The 20,889-nt window shown below is 45.1% G+C and carries 20 protein-coding genes; 13 read left to right on the top strand and 7 right to left on the bottom strand.

What is annotated here, in order from left to right:
• Positions 1-83 precede the first annotated feature (83 nt).
• Positions 84-299, top strand: coding sequence for a Flp family type IVb pilin (locus RH45_RS01290; protein WP_039958114.1), 216 nt, complete (start codon positions 84-86; stop codon positions 297-299).
• A gap of 11 nt (positions 300-310) precedes the next feature.
• On the opposite strand, the gene RH45_RS01295 is transcribed toward RH45_RS01290, so the two are convergent.
• On the bottom strand, positions 311-931 hold the full coding sequence (locus RH45_RS01295) for a TetR/AcrR family transcriptional regulator (protein ID WP_039958115.1): 621 nt from the start codon (positions 929-931) through the stop codon (positions 311-313).
• Positions 932-1,363: 432 nt separating this feature from the next.
• On the opposite strand from RH45_RS01295, the gene RH45_RS01300 reads away from it, so the two are divergent.
• Positions 1,364-2,608 carry an MDR family MFS transporter gene (locus tag RH45_RS01300; RefSeq protein WP_008072845.1) on the top strand — a complete coding sequence of 415 codons (1,245 nt, stop codon included), beginning with the start codon at positions 1,364-1,366 and terminating at the stop codon, positions 2,606-2,608.
• Positions 2,609-2,660: 52 nt separating this feature from the next.
• Here RH45_RS01300 and RH45_RS01305 read toward each other — a convergent pair whose 3' ends face one another.
• The gene (locus RH45_RS01305) at positions 2,661-3,287 is read right to left on the bottom strand and encodes a serine protease family protein (protein ID WP_008072846.1); all 627 of its coding nucleotides are present in this window, start codon (positions 3,285-3,287) and stop codon (positions 2,661-2,663) included.
• A gap of 173 nt (positions 3,288-3,460) precedes the next feature.
• Entirely contained in the window at positions 3,461-4,549 is a 1,089-nt protein-coding gene (locus RH45_RS01310; protein ID WP_008072847.1) for a mechanosensitive ion channel family protein, read from the bottom strand.
• Between the two features lie 197 nt (positions 4,550-4,746).
• On the opposite strand from RH45_RS01310, the gene RH45_RS01315 reads away from it, so the two are divergent.
• A complete protein-coding gene (locus tag RH45_RS01315; RefSeq protein ID WP_008072848.1) occupies positions 4,747-5,409 on the top strand; it encodes a potassium channel family protein in 663 nt (220 codons plus the stop codon).
• Positions 5,406-6,773 carry a TrkH family potassium uptake protein gene (locus RH45_RS01320; RefSeq protein ID WP_008072850.1) on the top strand — a complete coding sequence of 456 codons (1,368 nt, stop codon included), beginning with the start codon at positions 5,406-5,408 and terminating at the stop codon, positions 6,771-6,773. Before RH45_RS01315 ends, RH45_RS01320 begins: the two co-directional genes overlap by 4 nt.
• Positions 6,774-6,793: 20 nt before the next feature.
• On the opposite strand, the gene RH45_RS01325 is transcribed toward RH45_RS01320, so the two are convergent.
• Positions 6,794-7,234 carry a DUF2850 domain-containing protein gene (locus RH45_RS01325; protein ID WP_008072852.1) on the bottom strand — a complete coding sequence of 147 codons (441 nt, stop codon included), beginning with the start codon at positions 7,232-7,234 and terminating at the stop codon, positions 6,794-6,796.
• 370 nt (positions 7,235-7,604) lie between these two features.
• On the opposite strand from RH45_RS01325, the gene ppnP reads away from it, so the two are divergent.
• Both ppnP and RH45_RS01335 read left to right on the top strand, forming a co-directional pair.
• Entirely contained in the window at positions 7,605-7,886 is a 282-nt protein-coding gene (ppnP, locus tag RH45_RS01330) for a pyrimidine/purine nucleoside phosphorylase (protein ID WP_008072854.1), read from the top strand.
• A 314-nt stretch (positions 7,887-8,200) separates the two neighbouring features.
• A complete protein-coding gene (locus tag RH45_RS01335; protein ID WP_008072855.1) occupies positions 8,201-8,479 on the top strand; it encodes a hypothetical protein in 279 nt (92 codons plus the stop codon).
• 2 nt (positions 8,480-8,481) lie between these two features.
• Here RH45_RS01335 and RH45_RS01340 read toward each other — a convergent pair whose 3' ends face one another.
• The 3 genes from RH45_RS01340 to RH45_RS01350 form a co-directional block, all read right to left on the bottom strand.
• The gene (locus tag RH45_RS01340; RefSeq protein ID WP_008072857.1) at positions 8,482-9,627 is read right to left on the bottom strand and encodes a GGDEF domain-containing protein; all 1,146 of its coding nucleotides are present in this window, start codon (positions 9,625-9,627) and stop codon (positions 8,482-8,484) included.
• A gap of 358 nt (positions 9,628-9,985) precedes the next feature.
• Positions 9,986-11,047 (bottom strand): DUF3541 domain-containing protein, encoded by a 1,062-nt coding sequence (locus RH45_RS01345; protein WP_008072860.1) that lies wholly within the window; start codon positions 11,045-11,047, stop codon positions 9,986-9,988.
• A gap of 175 nt (positions 11,048-11,222) precedes the next feature.
• Complete coding sequence (locus tag RH45_RS01350) at positions 11,223-13,418, bottom strand: EAL domain-containing protein (protein ID WP_008072862.1); 2,196 nt, start codon at positions 13,416-13,418, stop codon at positions 11,223-11,225.
• 311 nt (positions 13,419-13,729) lie between these two features.
• Between RH45_RS01350 and RH45_RS01355 the strand changes: the two genes are divergently transcribed.
• From RH45_RS01355 to gndA, 7 genes are all read left to right on the top strand, one after another.
• Positions 13,730-15,106, top strand: a complete 1,377-nt coding sequence (locus RH45_RS01355) for a diguanylate cyclase (RefSeq protein ID WP_008072864.1) — start codon at positions 13,730-13,732, stop codon at positions 15,104-15,106.
• A gap of 68 nt (positions 15,107-15,174) precedes the next feature.
• Positions 15,175-15,609 (top strand): Mpo1 family 2-hydroxy fatty acid dioxygenase, encoded by a 435-nt coding sequence (locus RH45_RS01360; RefSeq protein ID WP_008072867.1) that lies wholly within the window; start codon positions 15,175-15,177, stop codon positions 15,607-15,609.
• Between the two features lie 231 nt (positions 15,610-15,840).
• Positions 15,841-16,857, top strand: coding sequence for a TRAP transporter substrate-binding protein (locus RH45_RS01365; RefSeq protein ID WP_008072869.1), 1,017 nt, complete (start codon positions 15,841-15,843; stop codon positions 16,855-16,857).
• Positions 16,858-16,931: 74 nt separating this feature from the next.
• Positions 16,932-17,489, top strand: coding sequence for a TRAP transporter small permease subunit (locus tag RH45_RS01370; protein ID WP_008072871.1), 558 nt, complete (start codon positions 16,932-16,934; stop codon positions 17,487-17,489).
• The gene (locus tag RH45_RS01375; protein ID WP_008072873.1) at positions 17,482-18,798 is read left to right on the top strand and encodes a TRAP transporter large permease; all 1,317 of its coding nucleotides are present in this window, start codon (positions 17,482-17,484) and stop codon (positions 18,796-18,798) included. Before RH45_RS01370 ends, RH45_RS01375 begins: the two co-directional genes overlap by 8 nt.
• 80 nt (positions 18,799-18,878) lie before the next feature.
• Complete coding sequence (locus tag RH45_RS01380; protein ID WP_008072875.1) at positions 18,879-19,388, top strand: gluconokinase; 510 nt, start codon at positions 18,879-18,881, stop codon at positions 19,386-19,388.
• A complete protein-coding gene (gene gndA / locus RH45_RS01385) occupies positions 19,375-20,868 on the top strand; it encodes an NADP-dependent phosphogluconate dehydrogenase (protein ID WP_008072877.1) in 1,494 nt (497 codons plus the stop codon). The genes RH45_RS01380 and gndA overlap by 14 nt, the downstream gene beginning before the upstream one ends.
• Positions 20,869-20,889 lie beyond the last annotated feature (21 nt).

Here is a 20,889-nt window from a genome sequence, read left to right on the forward strand (position 1 = left end):
TTGAATATATGAGGTTAGATTTATAGACTTGCGTTCCAAATGTGGATCGTCCAGATATCAACACTAAACACTTGAGTCCTGAAATGCTGACAAAGTTACAATCTCAACTTTTTTCACATCTTCATGCTTTTTTCGCTGACCAACGCGGAGTGACCGCAATTGAGTATGCGATTATAGGCGTTATTATCTCCGCGATGGTTTTAGCGGTATTCGTGACCGACAACGATTTGCAAACAGCGTTTTCTGGTGCAATGAGTGCGATCAGCAGCAACATCGCCGCAGCTCAACCATCAAACTAGCTATTTGGCTTCTAGTTATTAAGTATTTTTACGCCGTATGCTGAAATGAATAGATGGACAGCATTATCGATGGCTTCTTTAACTTGCTCGCAAGTCGCAGGTGGCTGATGGGCAATAAGTTGAGGCCAAAATACGACAGCCTTAATACTGCCAATAAACTGCTCAACCGCGAGTGATACATTATCAACTTTGATAGCACCTGCATCTTGAGCTTGATGTACCCACTCGTTAAGGGTGCATGAGCTACCAATCTCTTCAAACTTGTCCTTCAGCAACTGCGAGGCATCCGGACAGCGGATACATTCTGCCATTACCAGTCGAGCCGTGACTTGAAATTCGTCGGTATTGACGTAGCACATTTGTTGCATAGTAAGCTCTGTCAATTGTGATGTTAGCGATTGCTCCGATTTGTACGTTAAGTTACATCGCTCATCAAAGCGACACATTAGCTTGTCGACAATGACCTCAAATAAAGCATCTTTGTTGGGGTAGTATTTATACAGCGTACGCTTAGAGACTCCAGCGTGTTTAGCGATCCCTTCCATACTTGCTTGCTTCAAGCCCTTTTGCGAGAAGACCTCTATTGCAGCCCTAACTATATCATCTTGTTTTATATCGCTTCTTTTTATCATTCGCGCTACCAGTACCAATTCAAGCTGAACTGTGTGCTCATTTTCTATGTCAAAAGTATACATCAACGTTTACTTTGATGGGTAGTGGTCAGTAATTATCTGAACACAAAAGATGCATAGCTCGATATTAAGGGATTTTAAATTGAAGAGACTGCCTAGCGATGTAAAGAGATATATAGCGGATATACCCAATCGTAATCATAAACGAGATTAAAACTAAGTTTTATCAATAAAATCCAGATTATATAGCGAATAGTTGGCCTGTTTTTTTGTGCTTTGGTTTATCTAAGTGTTTTATATCATTAATCTTTTTCCTCATATTTTCGTATTTTGCGGATAATGGCGAATGAGTCAAAATAGTTCTTTTATTTTGATTTGTGCTCCTTATACTCGATAACAGATATGCAACAAGGGATCGCAGAGGGAGGGCGCATGGATCAAGAACAGAGTCTTTTTCAATGGGAGCGTATTAGGCGTTTTAATTTGCCAGTCTGGACAGTATTTGTCGGTGTACTGATTGCCCGAACCAGCTACTTTATGGCTTGGCCTTTTTTGATTGTCTTTTTATATGAAGATTATGGCGCATCAGCTATCGAGGTAGGCAGTATGTTGGCTTTGTCTGCCGTGACTGGGTCTGCAACAGGACTGTATTCTGGCTATCTGTCGGATAAATTTGGCCGTAAATGGATCATGGTGGCTGGCTGCATCATCGCGTTTTTTGCCTATACGGGAATCGGCTTAGCGAGCGAAGTGTGGCATTTCTACGTGTTGATCTTGATGGCGGGCTTTATGCGACCATTGATTGATGGGCCAGCTAAAGCGGTAATCGGTGACTCGCTCGATGATTTGAAAGACAGAGAGTTAGCGCTCAATATTCGTTATTTTTTGCTTAACATTGGCGCGGCGGTAGGGCCACTTATCGGTGTAACGCTGGCGCTGGCGAATCCACAGATGTTGTTTATCATTACTGGCGTTACTCATCTGTTGTATAGCGGCTGGATTTTGTTTGGTATCGAACGGAAAAGCAGTTATACCAAACCTGACCGTTCGCAATTGCCGAATTTTCGTCAAACTCTAAAAGTCATTAGCCGAGATAGGATCTTTGTTTTATTAATGGTCGCAAACTTGCTTTTGATGTTTGTTTACGCCCAATTAGAATCATCGGTTCCTCAAGTCATCGTTCGCAGTGGGATTGAAGACGCCGCTAAGTTGATTGCATTGTTGATGATGGTAAATGCCTTAACCATAGTGCTGTTCCAGTTTCCGGTTCTTAAATTGATGGAAAAACTGCCGCTTTTCACTCGAACTCGGATAGGGATGATGGCGATCGCTGTTGGTCAATTGGCGTTTATATTTACGCCAAGTCAGTCGGCGCTAGGTTGGGGAGTCGCCTGTTTCATTGTCAGTATTGGCGAAGTGATCACCTTCCCAACGCTCAATGTGCAAATTGATAGATTGGCGCCAGCGCACTTGCGTGGGTCCTATTTTGGCGCCACAGCTCTCTACTCGTTAGGCTTTGCGCTTGGGCCGGCGTTGGGTGGTGCAATGGTTGAATGGTTTGGTGCTCAATGGCTATTTGGTCTGTGTTTCGCCGTCAGCTTGACCATGATTTGGCTATATTGGATCGCTCAGCATACTGAAGATCTGGTTGAACGAGAGCCTGTAAGTCAGTCGTAGTAAAAAAGGTCAGCAAGTTTGTTGACCTTTTTATTTGTTGTGATCCAGTTACTTACGATTTACCAAAGTATTCGCGCCCGGTAATGGAAGACAACCAATCTCTTACAGCGTATAGAGAAACAAAAACAGCGGGGCTATCAATGGCTCGTTTAGGCCATTTGACATTGCCGCTAACAAAGCCGTGATTCACCCCGATCAATTCACCTGCTTGGTTATACACACCACCACCGGACATACCAACCATAATGACGCCTGTAGTACCTGACATTTGGCATTTATCCCAACCATAAACTTTTACGTCTCCAACGTATTCCCCTTCACTTGAAGAGATAGGCAAGCCGAGAGGGTAGCCAATATGAGTGACGATTTGACCGGGAAACACCAGCCCTACATCGTGTTCGGTATGACCGTGATTCTTGATTAAAGCGATATCGCAAGTCGGGTGATAGAACACGTCTTTCCCCGTTAATTCTAAGATGGGTTTATTGTGCGCCGCCGTTACCAGCCATTCGTCATCAAGTCGAGCGACGGATCCTTCCAGACCAAGTAAAAATGGGATGCCAACAAAGATTTTCTCGTTGTCATGCTCAATGTCATCTTCAATATCAGCTGTTACGTTAGGTAAGCCGTTTGCGCACCCTGTTAAAGCCAAAGTGATCAGCAGTAAGAAACGATACATGGATTATCCGCTCAATGATGCTCGTAAGGAGCTGGTTAAAAAGAGCGGAGGATTGTGATTATTTAGGCTAGGTGGGTCTGTAGTCGCTTTCTGATTGGCTAGGGTTTACGAAATTACTGATAGTTTTAATAGAAAGGCCCTGTCAGAGGGCCTAATTCTATTGTGACTTAATTCTATTGAGACCTAGCTTCGCCAGCGTGCTGAGGTTCAAGCTTGATGGTTTGGGTCGGGTAGGCGATATCGGCATTGTGCGTATGAATGATCGCCATAATCTTTAGCAACACGTCTTGCTTCACTTCGTGGTAACGGATCCAGTTAACCGTCTTGGTAAAGGTGTAGACCATTAAATCGAGTGAGGAAGGTCCGAAGGCGTTGAAGTTTACGATCAATGTTTGCTGGGTATCTATGTCGGGGTGTTGGCCTAACATCGCTTTTATCTCATCGACGATAATCGCGACCTTCTCACTGTCGTCGTAACGAATACCGATGTTCTCGTAAATGCGTCTGTTAAGCATTCGGGAAGGGTTTTCTACCACAATGTTACTGAATACTGAGTTCGGGACATACAGCGGGCGTTTGTCGAACGTGCGTATTATGGTCATGCGCCAACCGATACGCTCAACCGTTCCTTCGATTTGTCTGTCCGGGGAGCGAACCCAGTCTCCTACTTTAAACGGTCGGTCAAAGTAGATCATCATGCCACCGAAGAAGTTGGAGAGCAGGTCCTTAGCGGCAAGACCAACGATCAAACCACCAACACCACCAAAGGTCAGTAAGCCCGATAGGCTCAAGCCGAACGCCTGCATTACGGTTAACGCGCCAATGACGATGAAGAACAGGCGGGAGACTTTAGCGACCGCTTGAACCGTGGTCTCATCACGGCTCTTTTGCTCGAGTACGTACTCTTCAATATTGTTTATCAAACGCATGGTTATCCAAACAAAAATACCGATGATGAGTAACAGCTTGAGCGTACTTAACCAGTTGAGTTTGTCTCCCATGTGGTCTTGGAGCAAGAAGCCGAGTGAGACAGTGGCAGGCCAACACCAAATCAAGGTACTGACTGGGGTTTTTAATGCAGCTAGGGTCAAATCATCCCAATGAAAATGGGTTTTACTGACTAAAATTTCCAATCGGCCATACACCACTCGCCATATCAACCAAGCGAGGAAGCTGGCAATGGTTATCAAGACAACGTTGGTATCCCACTGCTGTAACAGCACACTGACGTTGGTTGGTAGATATGAAAGTAACGAATTCATTCCAATGCTCTTTTTATGTTCTTTTGAAAGAAGCCAAGGTTTCCTCAATATTGACACGCAGCGACATTAATCACTAGTAGATATAGGATTTTTCTGAGGGAAAGTTAATTATGTGTCAGGACTGGTAGGTTGATTTGATATGTGAATGTGCGAGGCGCACACTTTGACTTTTCGTTATGAATAATAAAGGTACAAAGATGAAACCAAGTGATAAACAGTTTGCTGTCATCGGCTTAGGACGATTCGGCTTATCGGTGTGTCAGGAGCTTCAAGCATCAGGCGCTGAGGTGTTAGCGGTTGATATAAACGAAGACCGTGTCCGAGAGGCGGCGAATTATGTGAGTCAGGCATTGGTGGCAAATTGTACCAGCGAAGATACCGTTGCAGAGCTTAGGCTCAGTGACTATGACATGGTGATGGTCGCAATTGGCTCAGATGTGAATGCCAGTATTCTAACCACCTTAGTTGTCAAAGAAGCGGGGGCTAAGTCTGTTTGGGTCAAAGCCAATGACAAATTCCATTCGAAGATCTTGAGCAAGATAGGTGCAGACCACGTCATTCTGCCCGAGCGAGACATGGGTATTCGAGTGGCTCGTAAGATGATGGATAAGCGTGTATTAGAGTTTCAGGAATTAGGTTCAGGCATTGCGATGACAGAAATTGTCGTAGGGGCACGACTGTTAGGGCAGACACTGGGTGATTTGGCTTTGTGCAAAGAGCAAGGTGTTCAAGTTCTCGGTTTTAAACGTGGCCCCGAAGTAATAAAAGCCCCCTCTCTAGAGAAAAGCTTGGAGATTGGTGATGTGATCATCATTGTAGGGCCAAGAGACACATTAACGAGAAAACTGAGTTCATTATGAATCCGTTCGCGCAAAAAGGCCTGTTCTACTCATTAGACAAAGAGCCAGGGCAAAAAAAAGGCTCAGAGCCGCGTATTATTTTGCTCAGTTTCCTTGGTGTGCTGCTTCCTTCGGCCGTGTTGCTTACACTGCCCGTGTTTTCGGTGACGGGGCTATCCATCACAGACGCACTGTTTACAGCGACATCCGCTATCAGTGTCACCGGGCTGGGTGTGGTCGATACTGGTCAGCATTTTACCTTGGCTGGAAAAATCCTTTTGATGTGCCTTATGCAAATTGGTGGCCTCGGGCAAATGACTTTGTCAGCGGTACTTCTGTATATGTTTGGGGTTAGATTGAGTCTCAAACAGCAAGCTCTGGCTAAAGATGCACTTGGGCAAGATAGAAGCATTAATCTACGTAAGTTGGTGAAAAAGATCATAATCTTTGCTTGCCTTGCAGAGGCGGTCGGTTTTGTCTTTCTGGCCTACCGATGGGTTCCTGAAATGGGATGGTCTACAGGCTTGTTCTATGCGTTGTTTCACGCGATTTCTGCGTTTAATAATGCAGGGTTTGCGTTGTTTTCTGACAGCATGATGAGCTTTGTCGATGACCCTTTGGTTATTTTTACTCTATCGGCTCTGTTTATCTTCGGTGGCCTAGGCTTTACCGTGGTTGGTGATTTGTCTGCCAATAGCCGAAAAGGCTTTCGTCGATTGCAGCTACACACCAAAATCATGTTGATCGCTACCCCCGCATTGTTGCTGTTTGGTACATTGGTTTTTTGGCTGTTAGAGAGAACCAACCCGCAAACGATGGGGGAGCTGACGGTGTCAGGGCAATGGCTAGCGGCATTTTTCCAATCCGCTAGCGCTCGTACTGCTGGCTTTAACAGTGTTGATTTAGCGCAGTTTAGTCAGCCTGCTTTATTGGTGATGATTATTCTCATGCTCATCGGGGCGGGCTCAACCTCAACAGGGGGGGGCATCAAGGTCTCCACTTTTGCGGTGGCCTTTGTCGCGACGTGGGCATTCTTACGGCAGAAAAAGCACGTCGTGATGTTTAAGCGCACCATAGACTGGCCCGTGGTGACGAAGTCGTTGGCCATTATTGTGGTGAGTGGTGCGATTTTAACCAGCGCAATGTTTATGCTCATGCTTACTGAAAAGTCTGGCTTTGATAAAGTGATGTTTGAAACTATTTCCGCGTTTGCCACGGTCGGGTTGACTGCGGGATTGACGGCTGAATTGTCGGAGCCCGGTAAGTACATCATGATTGTCGTCATGATTATTGGTCGAATTGGTCCACTGACTCTTGCTTACATGTTAGCTAGACCAGAACCTTCATTGGTTAAGCACCCACAAGGCGTCGTTCTAACGGGTTAATCGGTGAGAGCGCTAATGGCTTATTTATTTCCAAAATGCTCTGTTAGCGCTGCTCTTCGTTGTTTCGCTCCGCCGCCGCCTTCCATATCGACCGTATCTTCATAACCTTCCTTAATAAATCGCTGTACGGGAATTGTTGGCTCTAAACGTCTGAGTTGAGGCGAGTTAAACGTTCCTGCAATTTGATAGATAGCACGCCCGCTACCGGTAGTTACATAGATTTTTTCGCCATCGAACTCAAAGTTAGTGGTGATTAAACGATGGTTACGGAACACCCCACTTTCGTTAAAAGTCAGAGTTTCAGTGTTGTAGGGAGGGGTTCCTATCTCGACCCAAGTTCCATGTACGTGTTTTGGATCGACATAGTCTTGGTAGCTGAAATAGATCAGTGATGAGAATCCTAACGCCAACGAAAAGAATATGGCGATAAAAACAAACTTTACAACATTGAACTGATTCATAATTTCCAGCTAAGTGATAGTGGGGCGGGTCCATCGCGCCCTAATTACTCCAGTTTCTATAAATTTAGCCGAATTCGCAATAACCTACCTGACAAGTTTGATGTTTAGCCCAAAGTCGCTTTTAGATTCTCCATTAAGCGTAACAATCGATGACTAACAATACAGAATATTGCGGCGATAACGGCTCAAAGTCTGGTATTCGATCGGTGATGTCTCGCAGGTTTCAGGATATTTAAGTGGAAATGTGTCGATTGACGACATTCAATTGCTTGAAATGACGCGGTAATGCTCGAACTAGTCGTTGCCGCAAATTTCAAAATCGTATAAAACAACTCATCTATATAAGAAAACGGAAAATCATGAGGGATGTATGATCAAAGTAAACAGCTATTTTGAAGACAGCGTGAAGTCATTGGGCTTTAACCAAGCCGGCGAAGATTCGAGTGTCGGCGTTATGCTCGCAGGCGAGTACACTTTTGGCACGGCGGCTCCAGAGCGGATGACTGTCATTAAAGGTGAAATGACGATTAAACGTCAAGGTGATGCTGATTGGACGACCTTCAAGTCTGGAGAAGCATTCGAGGTAGCTGGGGATTCGTCTTTTGACCTTAAGCTGCCTGTTACAACGGCTTATCTGTGTGAGTACTTATAGACCACAATCCGCCATACCAATGACAAAGTGATACTCAAATTGAGTATCACTTTGCGTTTTAGATAAAGATATCTGCCGATTTTCAGCTAATTCAATGGCTTAAGAACGACTTAATCAGTGGCATAGTGTTTGCTTTGTTTAGACTAATCGTTCGTATAAGTACTGAAACGGTGTGGTAGGCATTAGATAATTACGCGGTATGGCGACGAAAATCAGTTCGGTTTTGCCGAAAATACCATCAGTTATTATCAAACTTGTCAAAATAAACACCGACTATACTTAAAAAATAAGGAATTCTTGTTAAGGAGGTGACTATGGCAGTTGTACCGAAACATAAGGGCCATCGCTCACATTACGATCCTAGTCAGGATCTGACTCCAGATCAGCTGCATCGGTTTGGTCGTGTGGCATCCAGTGCTCAAAAGCGCAGGGATGAAACCGATGCGAGAGATGGGGTGATAAGAAGCGCGAAAGACGTTGCTTTTAAACCCATTGTGCGGCCCAAGAAAGACAAACCAAATACCGTGCGTTACGCAGTATGGATGCTTGTCGTGATGGCAACCAGTTTATGGTTAATGTACATGAGTGGCTAATGTTAACCACGATTAGGCGTAATTGATGTTACGTTATCCGCTTCAAAATCAGGCAGAAGGCTTTCCTTACGGTAATAGTGGTATTGGTTTTTACCACCGTGTTTGGCCGAGTACATCGCTTTGTCTGCACACCTTGTCAACTCGGGTAAGTTACTCGCATCTTCAGGGAAAAGCGCTACACCAATACTGACCGCCAATTTTCCAACCTGTTCTTTTCCTTGGTAACAATCTTCAAATAAGTGCAAGATACGATCTAGGATATTCTCTAGGTCGTTTTTGCTTTTCACATCGTATAGCAGCAAAACAAATTCATCGCCCGCAAAGCGAGCAATGGAGTAATCGTGTTTGTCTGTTTTCCTGTCTTTATTTCGGATGTTGTTTTTCAATCTTCTAGAGAAATGCTGTAAGACTCGATCTCCAACATCATGGCCATATGTGTCGTTAATCTTTTTAAAATCATCGATATCGAGAAAAACCATTGCAGTCAGGGTATTAGTGTTACGTTCTTGTTCTAGTTTCTCACTGGCCCAGCTTTCAAAGCTCCAACGGTTTGCCAACCCTGTTAATTGATCAAGGTAAGCGAGATCTTCAATCCCTTCTCTGTAGAGAGATTGAATGTAAGTGACCGCTTTATCGTAGTAGTAGGAAGACGTGTTACACAGCAGACATAAAGCCAATAAGCTGATAATAAATCGATCGGCACTCAACTCGGTAAACACGGTGGTATGAGAGAAGAAAACAGCCAATATAGCCAAAGTACAAAAGCCTAAGCTAAACAATAAGCCTAATCTAAATTCGTTTGAAAAAATCACCGCAGCGATGATTGGGTATATCCAAACTAGAGTACCGGCACCGTGAGAGCCATAAAGCAGCATCATGGTCGCTTGGAAGAGCAGCACTAGACTTAAGACAAGATCAGCATATTGAGTTTGTTGTCGTTGACAGAGTAAAGCAAAGTTGATCACGAGTACTAATGCGCTGGCCAAATTGATCACAGAAAACAGCCACATTCCGTCAAGCAATTGCACGGTTCCATAAACCGCCAGCATGATAATAGATACAGCCGAGCAGATTTGAACCACTTTGTATTTGCGGGAAGAGCGCAAGTCGGCCATTTCTTCTAACTGGCGACCAACAAAATTACTCATTAAGCTTTTGTCTCATTTATATTACATAATTATCTATATTTTAGGTTATATATGTGATTTCGCTTCAGTTTAAAAATTAGACAAATTAAGAAAAGTGATCATTTTTAATGAAATTGGTTGCTTAATGAAAAGAAGGGTAGCTTAGTAACAATTAATTGGCGTTGTATTAAGTTCTTGTATTTATAGGTAAAACGTTGCGTATGTCTGTTTATTGACGAAAGTAACTGTTTGAAACTAAAGTAAAAAGATAGCTTTTTTGCAGGTTGTTATAAGAAAAGGATATATATGCAGGCGTGTTTTTGTGCGCTAGAGCACGAGAAACAGCCTCGAGTGTCGACTCAAGGCTGCAATCATCGCGTTATTTCTTGACTAGGCCGTATGGCAGTTTAGAGAACACTTTGGGCTGTGTTGCGACTGTTGGCGCTTTATTGACTTGTTGCCAATCAAGCAACATGATCGCAAGGACGTTACGATGCTCTCCGTAAGCAAGGTCGAAATCGCCACTGACGGACGGGATCATCCCTTTGTCGATATCGATAGATTTTTGAATAGCTTGGCGAGTCTTCTCAACCACAGGATCATTTTCTAGCCCTGCAAGTAGAAAGCTGATGCCGACTTCGGCGATGACATCTTCTTTAGCACGAAGCAAAATGGTATCAATGTTGCGGCGGAAATAATCGTAGATCCACTGGTAGTCTTTCTCATTAATTTGACGCTGATAGTACTGTGAGTCCGCAAAGATTATATGAGTCATGCCATACAGCTTATTACCATATTGCTGCTTAGAGAGTTTCTTGTCACCACTATCAGGGTAGGATGCTCTAAAAGCGTCGATAAACGGTTCTACCACATCTTGCTCGCCGAGTTGACGTAACCAGAACACTTGGTTAGCAAGCTGTGCAGCCCAGGCTTTGATCATCTCCTGATCTGTCGCGTATTTTGCAAAATCGTAGCGACGAATAATCTCTCGTAGCTTTTTGTCTTCTTTATGTTTGAGCCCGTACTCGTTTGCACGCGCCATTGAGCCAAGTAAGTCCACTCCCAAGTACAAGTATTCAGGTACATGTTTGGTCACCGTGTAACGACGAACGCTGCGCTCATCGGTGTCGTCACGGTAGCCTGCAACTCGCTTCTCAGAGTAAAGTAGGATCTGCTCTGGTGTATGCACTTCTGCGGCAAAGCGATTCAATCGGCTAGCCACACGCGCCATATCACTCCAAACGGCAGCTGCGTATTTGTTATCCAAAGTTTGGCGATACATACGCAGACCATAATGGCCTTCTTTAAAAGCAGGCAATGTGTAGAGCTGAGTTTCGTAAGTTTGTTTGACTAAATCGGCAGATTCTTCGTAACTACTGGCTGCCAGGGCACTTGAAGTGAGAGTAAGCCCTAAGCATAGAGCAAGAATTGTTTGACGCATAAATTTACCATTACCAACGGATTGGCTTCGCTGCGGTATGTGAAAGCAAGCCTTCCTGTGGCCTATTGTTGTGGCTACGGATAACAAAGAATTTGAACATAAAGTTAGCAGATATTTCCTTTTTGGATGTAAGGATGCTGTCAGATAGACGCAAAACATCGACGCTATTGCTCGTTTAAAGGTTACGTAGCTCTTGAACTAAAGGTCTTGGCTTAGCGATGGCGAAACCTTGAGCGTAGTGAATGTTCAACTCAGTAAGTATGTCGGCATGAGTTTCTGTTTCAACGAACTCAGCGACGGTAACTAAGTCCATGTTTTGCGCAATCTGGCTGATGTTTTTCACGATAGAACGGTCAGTTTGGTCGACATCAATATGGCGGACAAATGAGCCGTCGATCTTAAGAATATCGACCGGAATTCGACGCAAGTAATCGAGAGAGGCGTAGCCTGTGCCAAAATCATCCAGTGCAATGGTGCAGCCATGGGATTGCAATGCGGTGACGTTGAGCGATGCTTGCAGCTCATTACTTAGCGGCATGCTTTCGGTAATTTCGAAACAAATTTTGTTCAGTGGAACACCTAACCGCTCGGAACGGGTAACAACAAACTGTTCGAGTTCTTCGTGCATTAGGGCTTGCGCGGTTAAGTTAATGCAGCAATGACCAATCTTATCCCAGTCTGAGACATGTTCCGCTAGCAGCTTAAACGTATTGCTGACCACCCATTTATCCAGCTCGACTTCCAAGCCAAACTCATGAATAAGGGGGAAAAACTCTGCGGGTGGCAAAACCTGCCCCGTCTTATCTGGCAATCGCAGTAACACTTCAAATGATAAACCAGATTCGTCTGACTTAAGATTACGATAGGGTTGGCAATACAAATCAAACTCGTCTTGATCGAACGCCGACTGAATTTGGCTTAGACGAACAATATCGTACTCTTTGGCTTCAGACAGGTGTACTTCTTCTACGTGATTGAACGACAACGTTTCTTTGCTTGGCATACAAAGAGTCGAAACCGCTTCAACAATATCTTGCCCTTCGGAAACGTGACCGAATTTAACTTTAGGATCGAGTATCTTGATTGAACGGTTTTGCCAGTCGAAGCTAAATTCACGCAGAGACTTGTGTAACGAGAGCAGTTGATCACCACTGGCTTGTGGTTTATTTACCAAGTAAATAAGGCTGGTCGAAAAGGGCGCAACATAAGCCGTTTTACACAAGGTGTGGTGCGCGCTTAGGTAGCAAGACAGCTGTGTCATTAGCTCCCCTTTACCTGCGAGTCCTAATGTTTTTAGCCTTCTGGTGATCTCTGACAAATCGATGGATATGAGCGTGGGTTGGATGAACTGCTCATTGTCATCTCGCAATTGAGCTAGTGTGTAGAGGGCTGTGTAGGGATCTTTTCGCTCGCTTTCGACCACGGCTTTGAGTGTCATATGGTTTTTGATGGTTTGCGCCACCATCATAAAAAAGATGCTGTTGATGGCGAATAAAATGGCAACCAAGCTGTAGAAAGTTTGTACTGAGATCGATTGATCATCTAACGCGTTGACCGAGTTGTAGCAGTTAATCAGCGAAAGCCCAAGCATCACTAAGCTGGGTTGTAAGAAACCAAACCCACCCAAACCGATACCAATGACGGGCACCAGGATGATACACAAGGCATTTAAGGTCAGTAGATCATCAGCCAGACCTGCACCAAGCAAAATCACGGTACTCATACCTACCCACAGCAAATAAAGGTGATCGTATTCGCTGTAGCGTTTGAGGTCCTTGTCCAATGTGAACAGCCGATCTCGTGAAGGTTGACTAAACAGGGAAAATAGCACCAGAAACATTGGAGTAAGCAACACTTGAGTTAGCGCGCTGCTCAATATTGCGTAGCCGTAGTAATGCCAGTCATCCATGAACGGGTAATTGAATAGGCGAGTAGTCAAGCTGATCGCAAGCGTGATTACGATTGGGTATACCACAACCAGTATACTGAGATAGTAGGTAGCTTTGAGTAGGTGACTTCCTTTGTTTAACTTGCGCGTTACGGACAAAAAGGTCTCGGTAAAACAGAACACTACACCAGGAAGGAGCAAAGCGAACACGATTGCAATCGCAGGGTCTCGTTGAGATACGGCCAAGTAATGAAGCAGCAAGCCTGATACAACGCCAATGAGAGCAGCTTTACGAAACCTTAGAAAAGCGGCGGTGATTAAGCTTGCGGTGAACGAAAGTATATGAACTCGCTCAGATTGCAATGTAAACAACTCAGACACTTGAAAGCTAACCAATACACCAAACATCAAAACGAACTGCAACATCACCTGTTGAGGGAAAACTTGGCGCATGAATGGCAATTTGGCTGATGTCGTTGGCATAGATAACTCAATAATTCTGAATGCTGTACTATAAAAATGGGAGAAGCTATCAATAATTCGCCACCGCATCAAGATAAAGTTCATCAGCGGGCAAGGAGGCTTTTATCAGTAGCGAATTTGGGTGCTATTCACACAATTTATAACTGATAACTCTAAGATTAGAAGGTTTAACGAATTTTCGATGAAAAACCAAGCGATTTATTGTACGTTTTATATAAATGATAAAAATATTATAAGAGGTGCCATGAGCATCCAAAGCGCAAACGGTTGGTTGATGGTCGAGTCATGCGTAAACCGTATTTGGGGAAAGAATGCAGTATCGTATAGGCAGGCATTGGTCTGCGTATTTATTTCTTGTCTTTTTAAGCGTATTTGCTATCGGATTTGTTGAAGTTTTAGACAGAAGCCAAAAGAACTTTCTACGTGATAGTGTACAAGGACGAGCCAAAGAAGAACTTTCAATCATCCGCTCGGAGCTGGAAGCTGCGATCGTTTCTGACATCTATGTCGCGAATGGACTTTCAGCGTTAATTGCTGCTAATCCCGAGTTCAACTTTTCAGGTTGGGGGTTGATTGCCTCTAGCATCATGCGTAAGAGTAGCCACGTAAAAATCATTGGTCTCGCTCCAGGTGATGTTATTTCTCACATCTACCCATTAGAAGGCAATGAAAAAGCACTGGGTCTGGACTACAAAACCATTCCAAGTCAGTGGCGAACGGTACGAAAAGCACAAGAAATTCAAGAGATTTTCATCGCGGGCCCGGTAAACCTTGTTCAGGGGGGACGTGGCCTTATTGCTCGTGTACCAATCTATGAAGACCCTCCTTATAACAATCGCTATTGGGGCGTATGCAGCGTTGTGCTTGATTTGGATTCGTTGTTCCACGATGCGGGTATTGAGCGATTCGAGCATAAATACAACCTTGCTATGCGTGGCCTAGACAGTACGGGTGATGAAGGGGAGCACTTCTACGGCAGTGAATCGGTCTACGATGACGCGTTTGCTACTGAGCATGTGTATTTCCCTTACGGCAGTTGGTTGATTGCAGCAAGCGAGAAGCAAGATCTGCTCACCACCATGCCTTGGTATCGAGTACACGCCGTTCGTTTGCTTGGGTATCCTCTGTTAATGTTGCTGGCTGGCGCGTTCTTTCTGGTATATCGCCTTTATACCGATGCGAACAAACGCTCTCTGCAAGATGAACTCACTCACTTACCTAACCGTCGCTATTTTATGTATACGATTCAAAATCAATTTGAATCTGCCAAACGCAACGGGGTAAAAGAGAGTTTTGCTATTCTCAATATTGACCTGGATAAGTTTAAAGCGATCAATGACAGCTATGGTCACGAAGCCGGTGACAAAGTACTGGTAGCAACAGCAGAGCGAATTAAAAGTACGCTGCGTGGCTCTGATACGGTTGCACGTATCGGTGGGGATGAATTCTTAGTGTTACTCCCTCGAACCACCAAAATTGAAGACATAGACGCCATTAATGCAAAGTTACACACCGCCATCTGCCAAAGCCCTGTGATTTACGACCAGCATTTGATCAACATTCATGTCAGCGTAGGTTACGCCTTGTATTCCAACGACTTCTTAACGTTAGAAGACATGTTGAAAGTCGCTGATGCGCGAATGTATCAAGAAAAGAGGCGTCAATCACAAAGGGCTTACGTCAGCTGATTGTATCGTTGCGCATATTGCCCAATTCCGTGCTATAGAAAAAGAAAGCGGAAAGATATGAGGTCAGTATGCGCGACTTGTCCCAGTGGTTAGCAGACTATGGCGAAAGCCACCAAAATCCGATTAATCAGAAAATCCATAAGGTTGCCGTTCCCGGGATCTTTCTTTCGGTTGTCGGTCTCATTTGGTCTATCCCACCGATTGCACTGTATGGCATTATTCTTAATTGGGTCTGGGTTGTTGCTGTTCCCGTTCTGATTTTTTACTTCAAGCTATCATTGAGTGTTTTCCTTATGATGCTTGGGTTTATCTTGGCTTGCATCTCCCTGATTTGGTCCATTGAGCTAATGCAGGCTCCTGTCTTTCTTGTATCGTTAGTGTTGTTTGCTGTGCTGTGGATGCTGCAGTTTATTGGCCACAAAATAGAAGGTAAAAAGCCGTCTTTCCTTGATGATGTGATGTTTCTTCTGATTGGACCGGTTTGGGTATTTAGAAAGCGCTAATCGTAAAAGTTACTTTGCTTGGTATAGATCCCCTTATTACCCTTTTTAGTTATTTCCCTTAACTTTTATTAACAGAATTGAAACTTGTGATCTTGTTCATGGAAAACGTTTTCCTGTTACCGGTAACATGTGTGTCAACGTTACCGGTAACATACAACAATAAGCCGGATTTGCTCAGCTGGCCATGAGGGCTAAGCTGGAAACATGAAACAATCAAAGGATACCCCTATTATGAATGCGATGACGAAAACCTTGCTTGCTGCCACTATGACAAGTTTATTCGCCACCTCTGCACTTGCTGCTGATTTTAAACTTAAGATTCAATCATCTGATCCATCAGGCGATTTGAACTTTAAAGTTCAGCAAAACTGGGCTGAGCGTGTAGAGACAATGTCTAATGGTCGTATCGACATCGATCTTCTCCCAGTTGGTGCTGTGGTTAAACACACGGAAACGTTGGGTGCGATTAAAATGGGTATTCTAGACGGTCAGGTGACTGCGACGGGGTATTTCTCTGGTAAAGATCCGGCATTTGGACTGATTGGTAACATGGTTGGTGCTTGGTCAGACACCACGCAATTGCTGCAATACATGAACTATGGTGGCGGTAACGAGCTAATGACGGAGCTTTACGCGCCATATGGTGTTAAGTTCGTCGGTGCTTCTACGACGGGTGTTGAGTCATTTATCTCTAAGAAGCCAATCGACGGTGTGGATGATCTTAAAGGCTTAAAGCTGCGCGCTCCTGAAGGTTTGGTACAGCAAGTGTTTGCCGCGGCGGGTGCAACACCAGTTAACTTGCCGGGCTCAGAGGTCTTTACCGGTCTAAGTAAAGGCGTTATTGATGCCGCCGATTACACGGTATTCTCAACCAACCAAAAAGCGGGCATGAATGACATCGCCACACACCCAGTCCAGCCTGGTTTCCACTCATTGCCACTGATCGACATTTCTATCTCGCAGAAAAAGTGGGACAAAATGCCAGCGGATCTACAAACCATACTGCAAACGTCAGTACGTGATTTTTCTTACGACATGACGACACAGCTAAAGATGGCGGATCAAGCAGCTGTTAAAGAAGCTCAAGCTAATCCGAACATCACCATTCACAATTGGTCTGACGAAGAACGCAAGAAATTCCGTGAAATCGCCAAGACTCAGTGGAAGGTGTTTGCTGAGCGCTCTCCAAACGCACAAAAAGTGTACGACTCTGTTACTGGCTTCCTGGAAACAAATGGTCTTCTTTAAGCTTACAGGTCTTAGTTAGCTTCTCTTTGGAGGGCTTTACATTGAAGCCCTCTCTCTTTTTGGGAAAGTCAGTTATGAGTGACAAAAATTTACACCAGCCCCATGAGCAAGAAGAACAACCGCGCAATATGTTGGATAAAGCGGTGATCAAAATCAGTAATCTACTTAGCTGGTTGTTCATTTTTACGGTGTTTATTTCTTTTTATGAAGTCGTGATGCGTTACGTGTTTAATGCGCCAACGACTTGGGTTCACGAGACCGCTTCTTTTATTGGTGGTTCACTATTCATTGTTGGTGGCATCTACGCATTTGCGGCCAACAAACATGTTCGAGTTGTGCTCATTTACGATTCAGTGTCTGCTCAAGGTAGAAAATACCTGAACCTGATTCATCACGTTGTTGGATTAGCTTTTGCCGCAATGTTGGCGTATGCCGCTTTTGCTATGGCTGAAGAGGCATGGTTTACCCCTTGGGGCGAGTTGCGTTTAGAAACGTCTGGTTCTGTTCTTAACGCACCGTATCCGGCGCTGTTGAAAGGTTTAATCTTCGTTGTCCTTTGCGTGTTGGTTGTGCAGTTCGTATTACATCTTATTCAAGAAATCATTGGGCTAGGGAAGAAAGACGATGTTTGATTTATCTTCTATTGGAATTGCATGGGGAAGTGTCCTTATGCTGGCCATGATGATTGGTTTGCTGCTTACGGGTATGCAGCTGGCCTTTGTGACTGGTTTTGTCGCCATCTTCTTTACCTTATTCTGGTTCGGGCCAGATGCGTTACCACTCATTGCAAGCCGCACCTACAGCTTTGCGTCCGGCTATGTATTTCTTGCCGTCCCAATGTTTGTATTGATGGCGGCATTGCTAGATCGTTCAGGCATAGCAAAAGATCTGTTTGATGCCATGAAGTCTGTGGGTAAGCGGGTGCGTGGTGGTGTTGCGGTACAAACCCTCTTGGTTGCAGTGCTGCTGGCTTCAATGTCAGGGGTGATTGGTGGAGAAACCGTACTGCTCGGTATTTTAGCGTTGCCGCAAATGCTGCGTCTAGGCTATGACCGTAAGCTAGCTATTGGTACCACATGTGCGGGTGGCGCCTTAGGGACCATGCTGCCACCAAGTATTGTGCTAATTATCTACGGTATGACCGCTAGTGTTTCAATCGGAGACTTGTTTAAAGCCTCGTTTGTACCCGCCTTTATTCTAGCCGGCTGCTACATCGGTTATGTACTGATTCGCTGTAAGCTAAATCCTGCATTAGCCCCTATTCCAAGTGATTCGGGGGAGGAAGAGGAACCTCAAGTCAGCTACTTTAAAGCGCTGTTTTTCCCGCTACTCTCGGTGGCCGTTGTCCTTGGTAGTATCTATACCGGTGTGGCATCGGTGACGGAAGCGTCAGCGCTGGGTGTCGTCGGCATTATGTTGTCTGCGATTATTCGCGGAGAGATGAACTTTAAAATGCTCAAGGAAAGTGCCATTGCAACGATGCGTACGTGCGGCATGATCATGTGGATCGGTATTGGTGCCAGCGCTTTGGTAGGTATCTACAACCTAATGGGGGGAATCGACTTTGTTGAAGAAGTGATCCTTGGCCTCAGTGGTGGTAGCGCTCTGGCGACATTACTCATCATGATGGTGATCTTGCTGGTACTGGGGATGTTCTTAGATTGGGTCGGCGTAGCTTTGTTAACGATGCCAATCTTCGTGCCTATCATTACTAGCCTCGGCTACGATCCGGTTTGGTTTGGTGTGGTTTTCTGTCTCAATATGCAGGTGTCGTTCTTATCGCCTCCTTTTGGTCCAGCGGCGTTCTACTTGAAATCTGTCGCGCCAAAAGACATCAGCTTAGGCGAGATCTTCCAATCGCTGCTGCCTTTTATTGGCTTACAAGTCTTGGTATTGAGCTTAGTGATTATGTTCCCGGAACTGGCCATGTGGTGGAAGTAATTCCGCGACGTCTTTGAATTAGAAAAATATTGGTGTCACAGCCTTCAGTGAACGTTGAAGGCTAAGGATAGTATTACCCAATGAAAGCAAAAAAAATCTTAGTAATGGGTGTCTCTGGTTGCGGTAAAAGTTTGATTGGTAGTGAAATTGCCAATTCGCTCGGCCTACCATTTCATGATGGCGACGATTACCACCCGAAAGCCAACGTAGACAAAATGGCTCAAGGTACACCTCTCAATGACAGTGACCGAATCGGATGGCTGGAAACATTGAATCGAATCTACATCGAGTCTAACGCCGCAGTGATTGCCTGCTCGGCGCTAAAACCGGCATATCGAGATATTCTACGTCGGGAGAATGACGATCTGGTTATCGTATACCTTAAAGGGGACTTCGAAACCATTTGGTCTCGTCATCAACAACGAGCAAACCATTACTTTAATGGTGAAAGTATGTTGAGAAGCCAGTTCGAAACTTTGGTTGAGCCTAGTGAAGCAGAAGCTGTGCATATCGATATCGCACAGGACGTAAATCAAGTTGTTCAAGCGTGCCTGGATGCCATCAAGGAGCGAAAACATGCACCAATCTAATATTGCGATGATAGGTCTTGGAGTGATGGGCAAGAGCTTAGCGCTAAACCTATTGGATCACGGGTTTAATGTCACAGGTTACGACATCAATCAGCAAAACCGTTTGCAGCTAGAAAGGGAAGCGAACACCTTAGCTGAACATGAGAGCAAAGGGCGCTTTTTCTCGGCGGAAAATCTAAGTCAGCTACTCGGTTCTCTCGAGAAGCCAAGGGTCATCGCGTTGTCTGTACCGGCAGGGAGCATCGTTGAATCAGTCGTTGATGAGCTTCTCAGTGTCGGCTTAAGCCATGACGACATTGTGATCGATACGGGCAATAGTCTTTGGACCGATACCGAGGCTCGTGAAAAGAAATACGCAGGTCAATTGCGCTTTTTTAGCACCGCGGTATCGGGTGGCGAAGTGGGTGCACGTTTTGGACCTGCTCTCATGGCGAGTGGTGATGAAAGCGCGTGGCAATATGTTCAACCTATGTGGCAGGCGATCGCGGCCAAAGTGGATGAACACGGGTTGCCTGTTGACCCGTTCGAAAAAGGTGAGCCTTGTGCCGCTTATTTAGGGCCCGCAGGCGCTGGGCATTATGTGAAAATGGTTCACAACGGGATTGAGTATGCAGACATGCAACTTATCTGCGAAGCGTACCACTTTATGTCACAAGTACTCTCAATGTCGGCGGTAGATATTGGTCGAGTGTTTGAGCGCTGGAATCGTGGGGTACTGAATAGCTACTTGATGGAAATTAGCGCGGATATACTCCAGACCTGCGACCCTGTTACTGGCCAGCCTTTTGTTGAAGTGGTGCTCGACAAAGCCGGTCAAAAAGGGACTGGGCTTTGGACCGCGGTTAACAGCCTACATCAAGGTGCTGCTGCTCCCACGATTGCTCAGGCAGTGTTTGCGAGGGCGATCAGTGCTCAGAAATCAGTGAGAACTCAGCTTTCTAAACAGTTCCCATTTGCTGGTGGTAAAAGCCACTGCCTAGAGCATCAACAAGTATTGGATGAGCTCGAAGACGCTCTGTATTGTGCGAAGCTGGTTGTTTACGCTCAAGGCTTCGATTTAATGAGAAACATGTCCGATCAAGAAGGATGGCAGCTTGAATTTGCGACCATCGCTAAGGTATGGCGAGCTGGTTGTATTATCCGCGCTGGGTTTCTGCAAATGATCAGCCAAGCATTTGATACAGACAAAACGTTGAACCACTTGCTGTTGGCAGATGATTTTGTCGAGTCACTCCAATCGCGAATGAAGGGCTGGCGCGCGACGACTGCCAATTCTGCGCTTTATGCGAGTCCAATGCCTGGTATTGCATCAGCGCTTCACTATTTTGATTCTTTGCGCTGTGAAACACTGCCTGCCAACTTGTTGCAAGCACAGCGAGACTACTTTGGCTCGCATACGTACGCTCGGGTCGATGTTCCTGAGAATGAAAGCTTCCACTTGACTTGGAGTGGCACGGTTAGAGAGCAAGTAAAAGCTTAATCTGAAAGCGCAAACCGAGAG

The organism is Vibrio sinaloensis DSM 21326, from assembly GCF_000189275.1.
Classification (GTDB): domain Bacteria; phylum Pseudomonadota; class Gammaproteobacteria; order Enterobacterales; family Vibrionaceae; genus Vibrio; species Vibrio sinaloensis.

What these genes read in the sequence shown, in the direction of transcription:
- RH45_RS01290 (WP_039958114.1), top strand. Translation starts at nt 84, where the DNA reads ATGCTGACAAAGTTACAATCTCAACTTTTTTCACATCTTCATGCTTTT.
- RH45_RS01295 (WP_039958115.1), bottom strand. Translation starts at nt 931, where the DNA reads ATGATAAAAAGAAGCGATATAAAACAAGATGATATAGTTAGGGCTGCA.
- RH45_RS01300 (WP_008072845.1), top strand. Translation starts at nt 1,364, where the DNA reads ATGGATCAAGAACAGAGTCTTTTTCAATGGGAGCGTATTAGGCGTTTT.
- RH45_RS01305 (WP_008072846.1), bottom strand. Translation starts at nt 3,287, where the DNA reads ATGTATCGTTTCTTACTGCTGATCACTTTGGCTTTAACAGGGTGCGCA.
- RH45_RS01310 (WP_008072847.1), bottom strand. Translation starts at nt 4,549, where the DNA reads ATGAATTCGTTACTTTCATATCTACCAACCAACGTCAGTGTGCTGTTA.
- RH45_RS01315 (WP_008072848.1), top strand. Translation starts at nt 4,747, where the DNA reads ATGAAACCAAGTGATAAACAGTTTGCTGTCATCGGCTTAGGACGATTC.
- RH45_RS01320 (WP_008072850.1), top strand. Translation starts at nt 5,406, where the DNA reads ATGAATCCGTTCGCGCAAAAAGGCCTGTTCTACTCATTAGACAAAGAG.
- RH45_RS01325 (WP_008072852.1), bottom strand. Translation starts at nt 7,234, where the DNA reads ATGAATCAGTTCAATGTTGTAAAGTTTGTTTTTATCGCCATATTCTTT.
- ppnP (WP_008072854.1), top strand. Translation starts at nt 7,605, where the DNA reads ATGATCAAAGTAAACAGCTATTTTGAAGACAGCGTGAAGTCATTGGGC.
- RH45_RS01335 (WP_008072855.1), top strand. Translation starts at nt 8,201, where the DNA reads ATGGCAGTTGTACCGAAACATAAGGGCCATCGCTCACATTACGATCCT.
- RH45_RS01340 (WP_008072857.1), bottom strand. Translation starts at nt 9,627, where the DNA reads ATGAGTAATTTTGTTGGTCGCCAGTTAGAAGAAATGGCCGACTTGCGC.
- RH45_RS01345 (WP_008072860.1), bottom strand. Translation starts at nt 11,047, where the DNA reads ATGCGTCAAACAATTCTTGCTCTATGCTTAGGGCTTACTCTCACTTCA.
- RH45_RS01350 (WP_008072862.1), bottom strand. Translation starts at nt 13,418, where the DNA reads ATGCCAACGACATCAGCCAAATTGCCATTCATGCGCCAAGTTTTCCCT.
- RH45_RS01355 (WP_008072864.1), top strand. Translation starts at nt 13,730, where the DNA reads ATGCAGTATCGTATAGGCAGGCATTGGTCTGCGTATTTATTTCTTGTC.
- RH45_RS01360 (WP_008072867.1), top strand. Translation starts at nt 15,175, where the DNA reads ATGCGCGACTTGTCCCAGTGGTTAGCAGACTATGGCGAAAGCCACCAA.
- RH45_RS01365 (WP_008072869.1), top strand. Translation starts at nt 15,841, where the DNA reads ATGAATGCGATGACGAAAACCTTGCTTGCTGCCACTATGACAAGTTTA.
- RH45_RS01370 (WP_008072871.1), top strand. Translation starts at nt 16,932, where the DNA reads ATGAGTGACAAAAATTTACACCAGCCCCATGAGCAAGAAGAACAACCG.
- RH45_RS01375 (WP_008072873.1), top strand. Translation starts at nt 17,482, where the DNA reads ATGTTTGATTTATCTTCTATTGGAATTGCATGGGGAAGTGTCCTTATG.
- RH45_RS01380 (WP_008072875.1), top strand. Translation starts at nt 18,879, where the DNA reads ATGAAAGCAAAAAAAATCTTAGTAATGGGTGTCTCTGGTTGCGGTAAA.
- gndA (WP_008072877.1), top strand. Translation starts at nt 19,375, where the DNA reads ATGCACCAATCTAATATTGCGATGATAGGTCTTGGAGTGATGGGCAAG.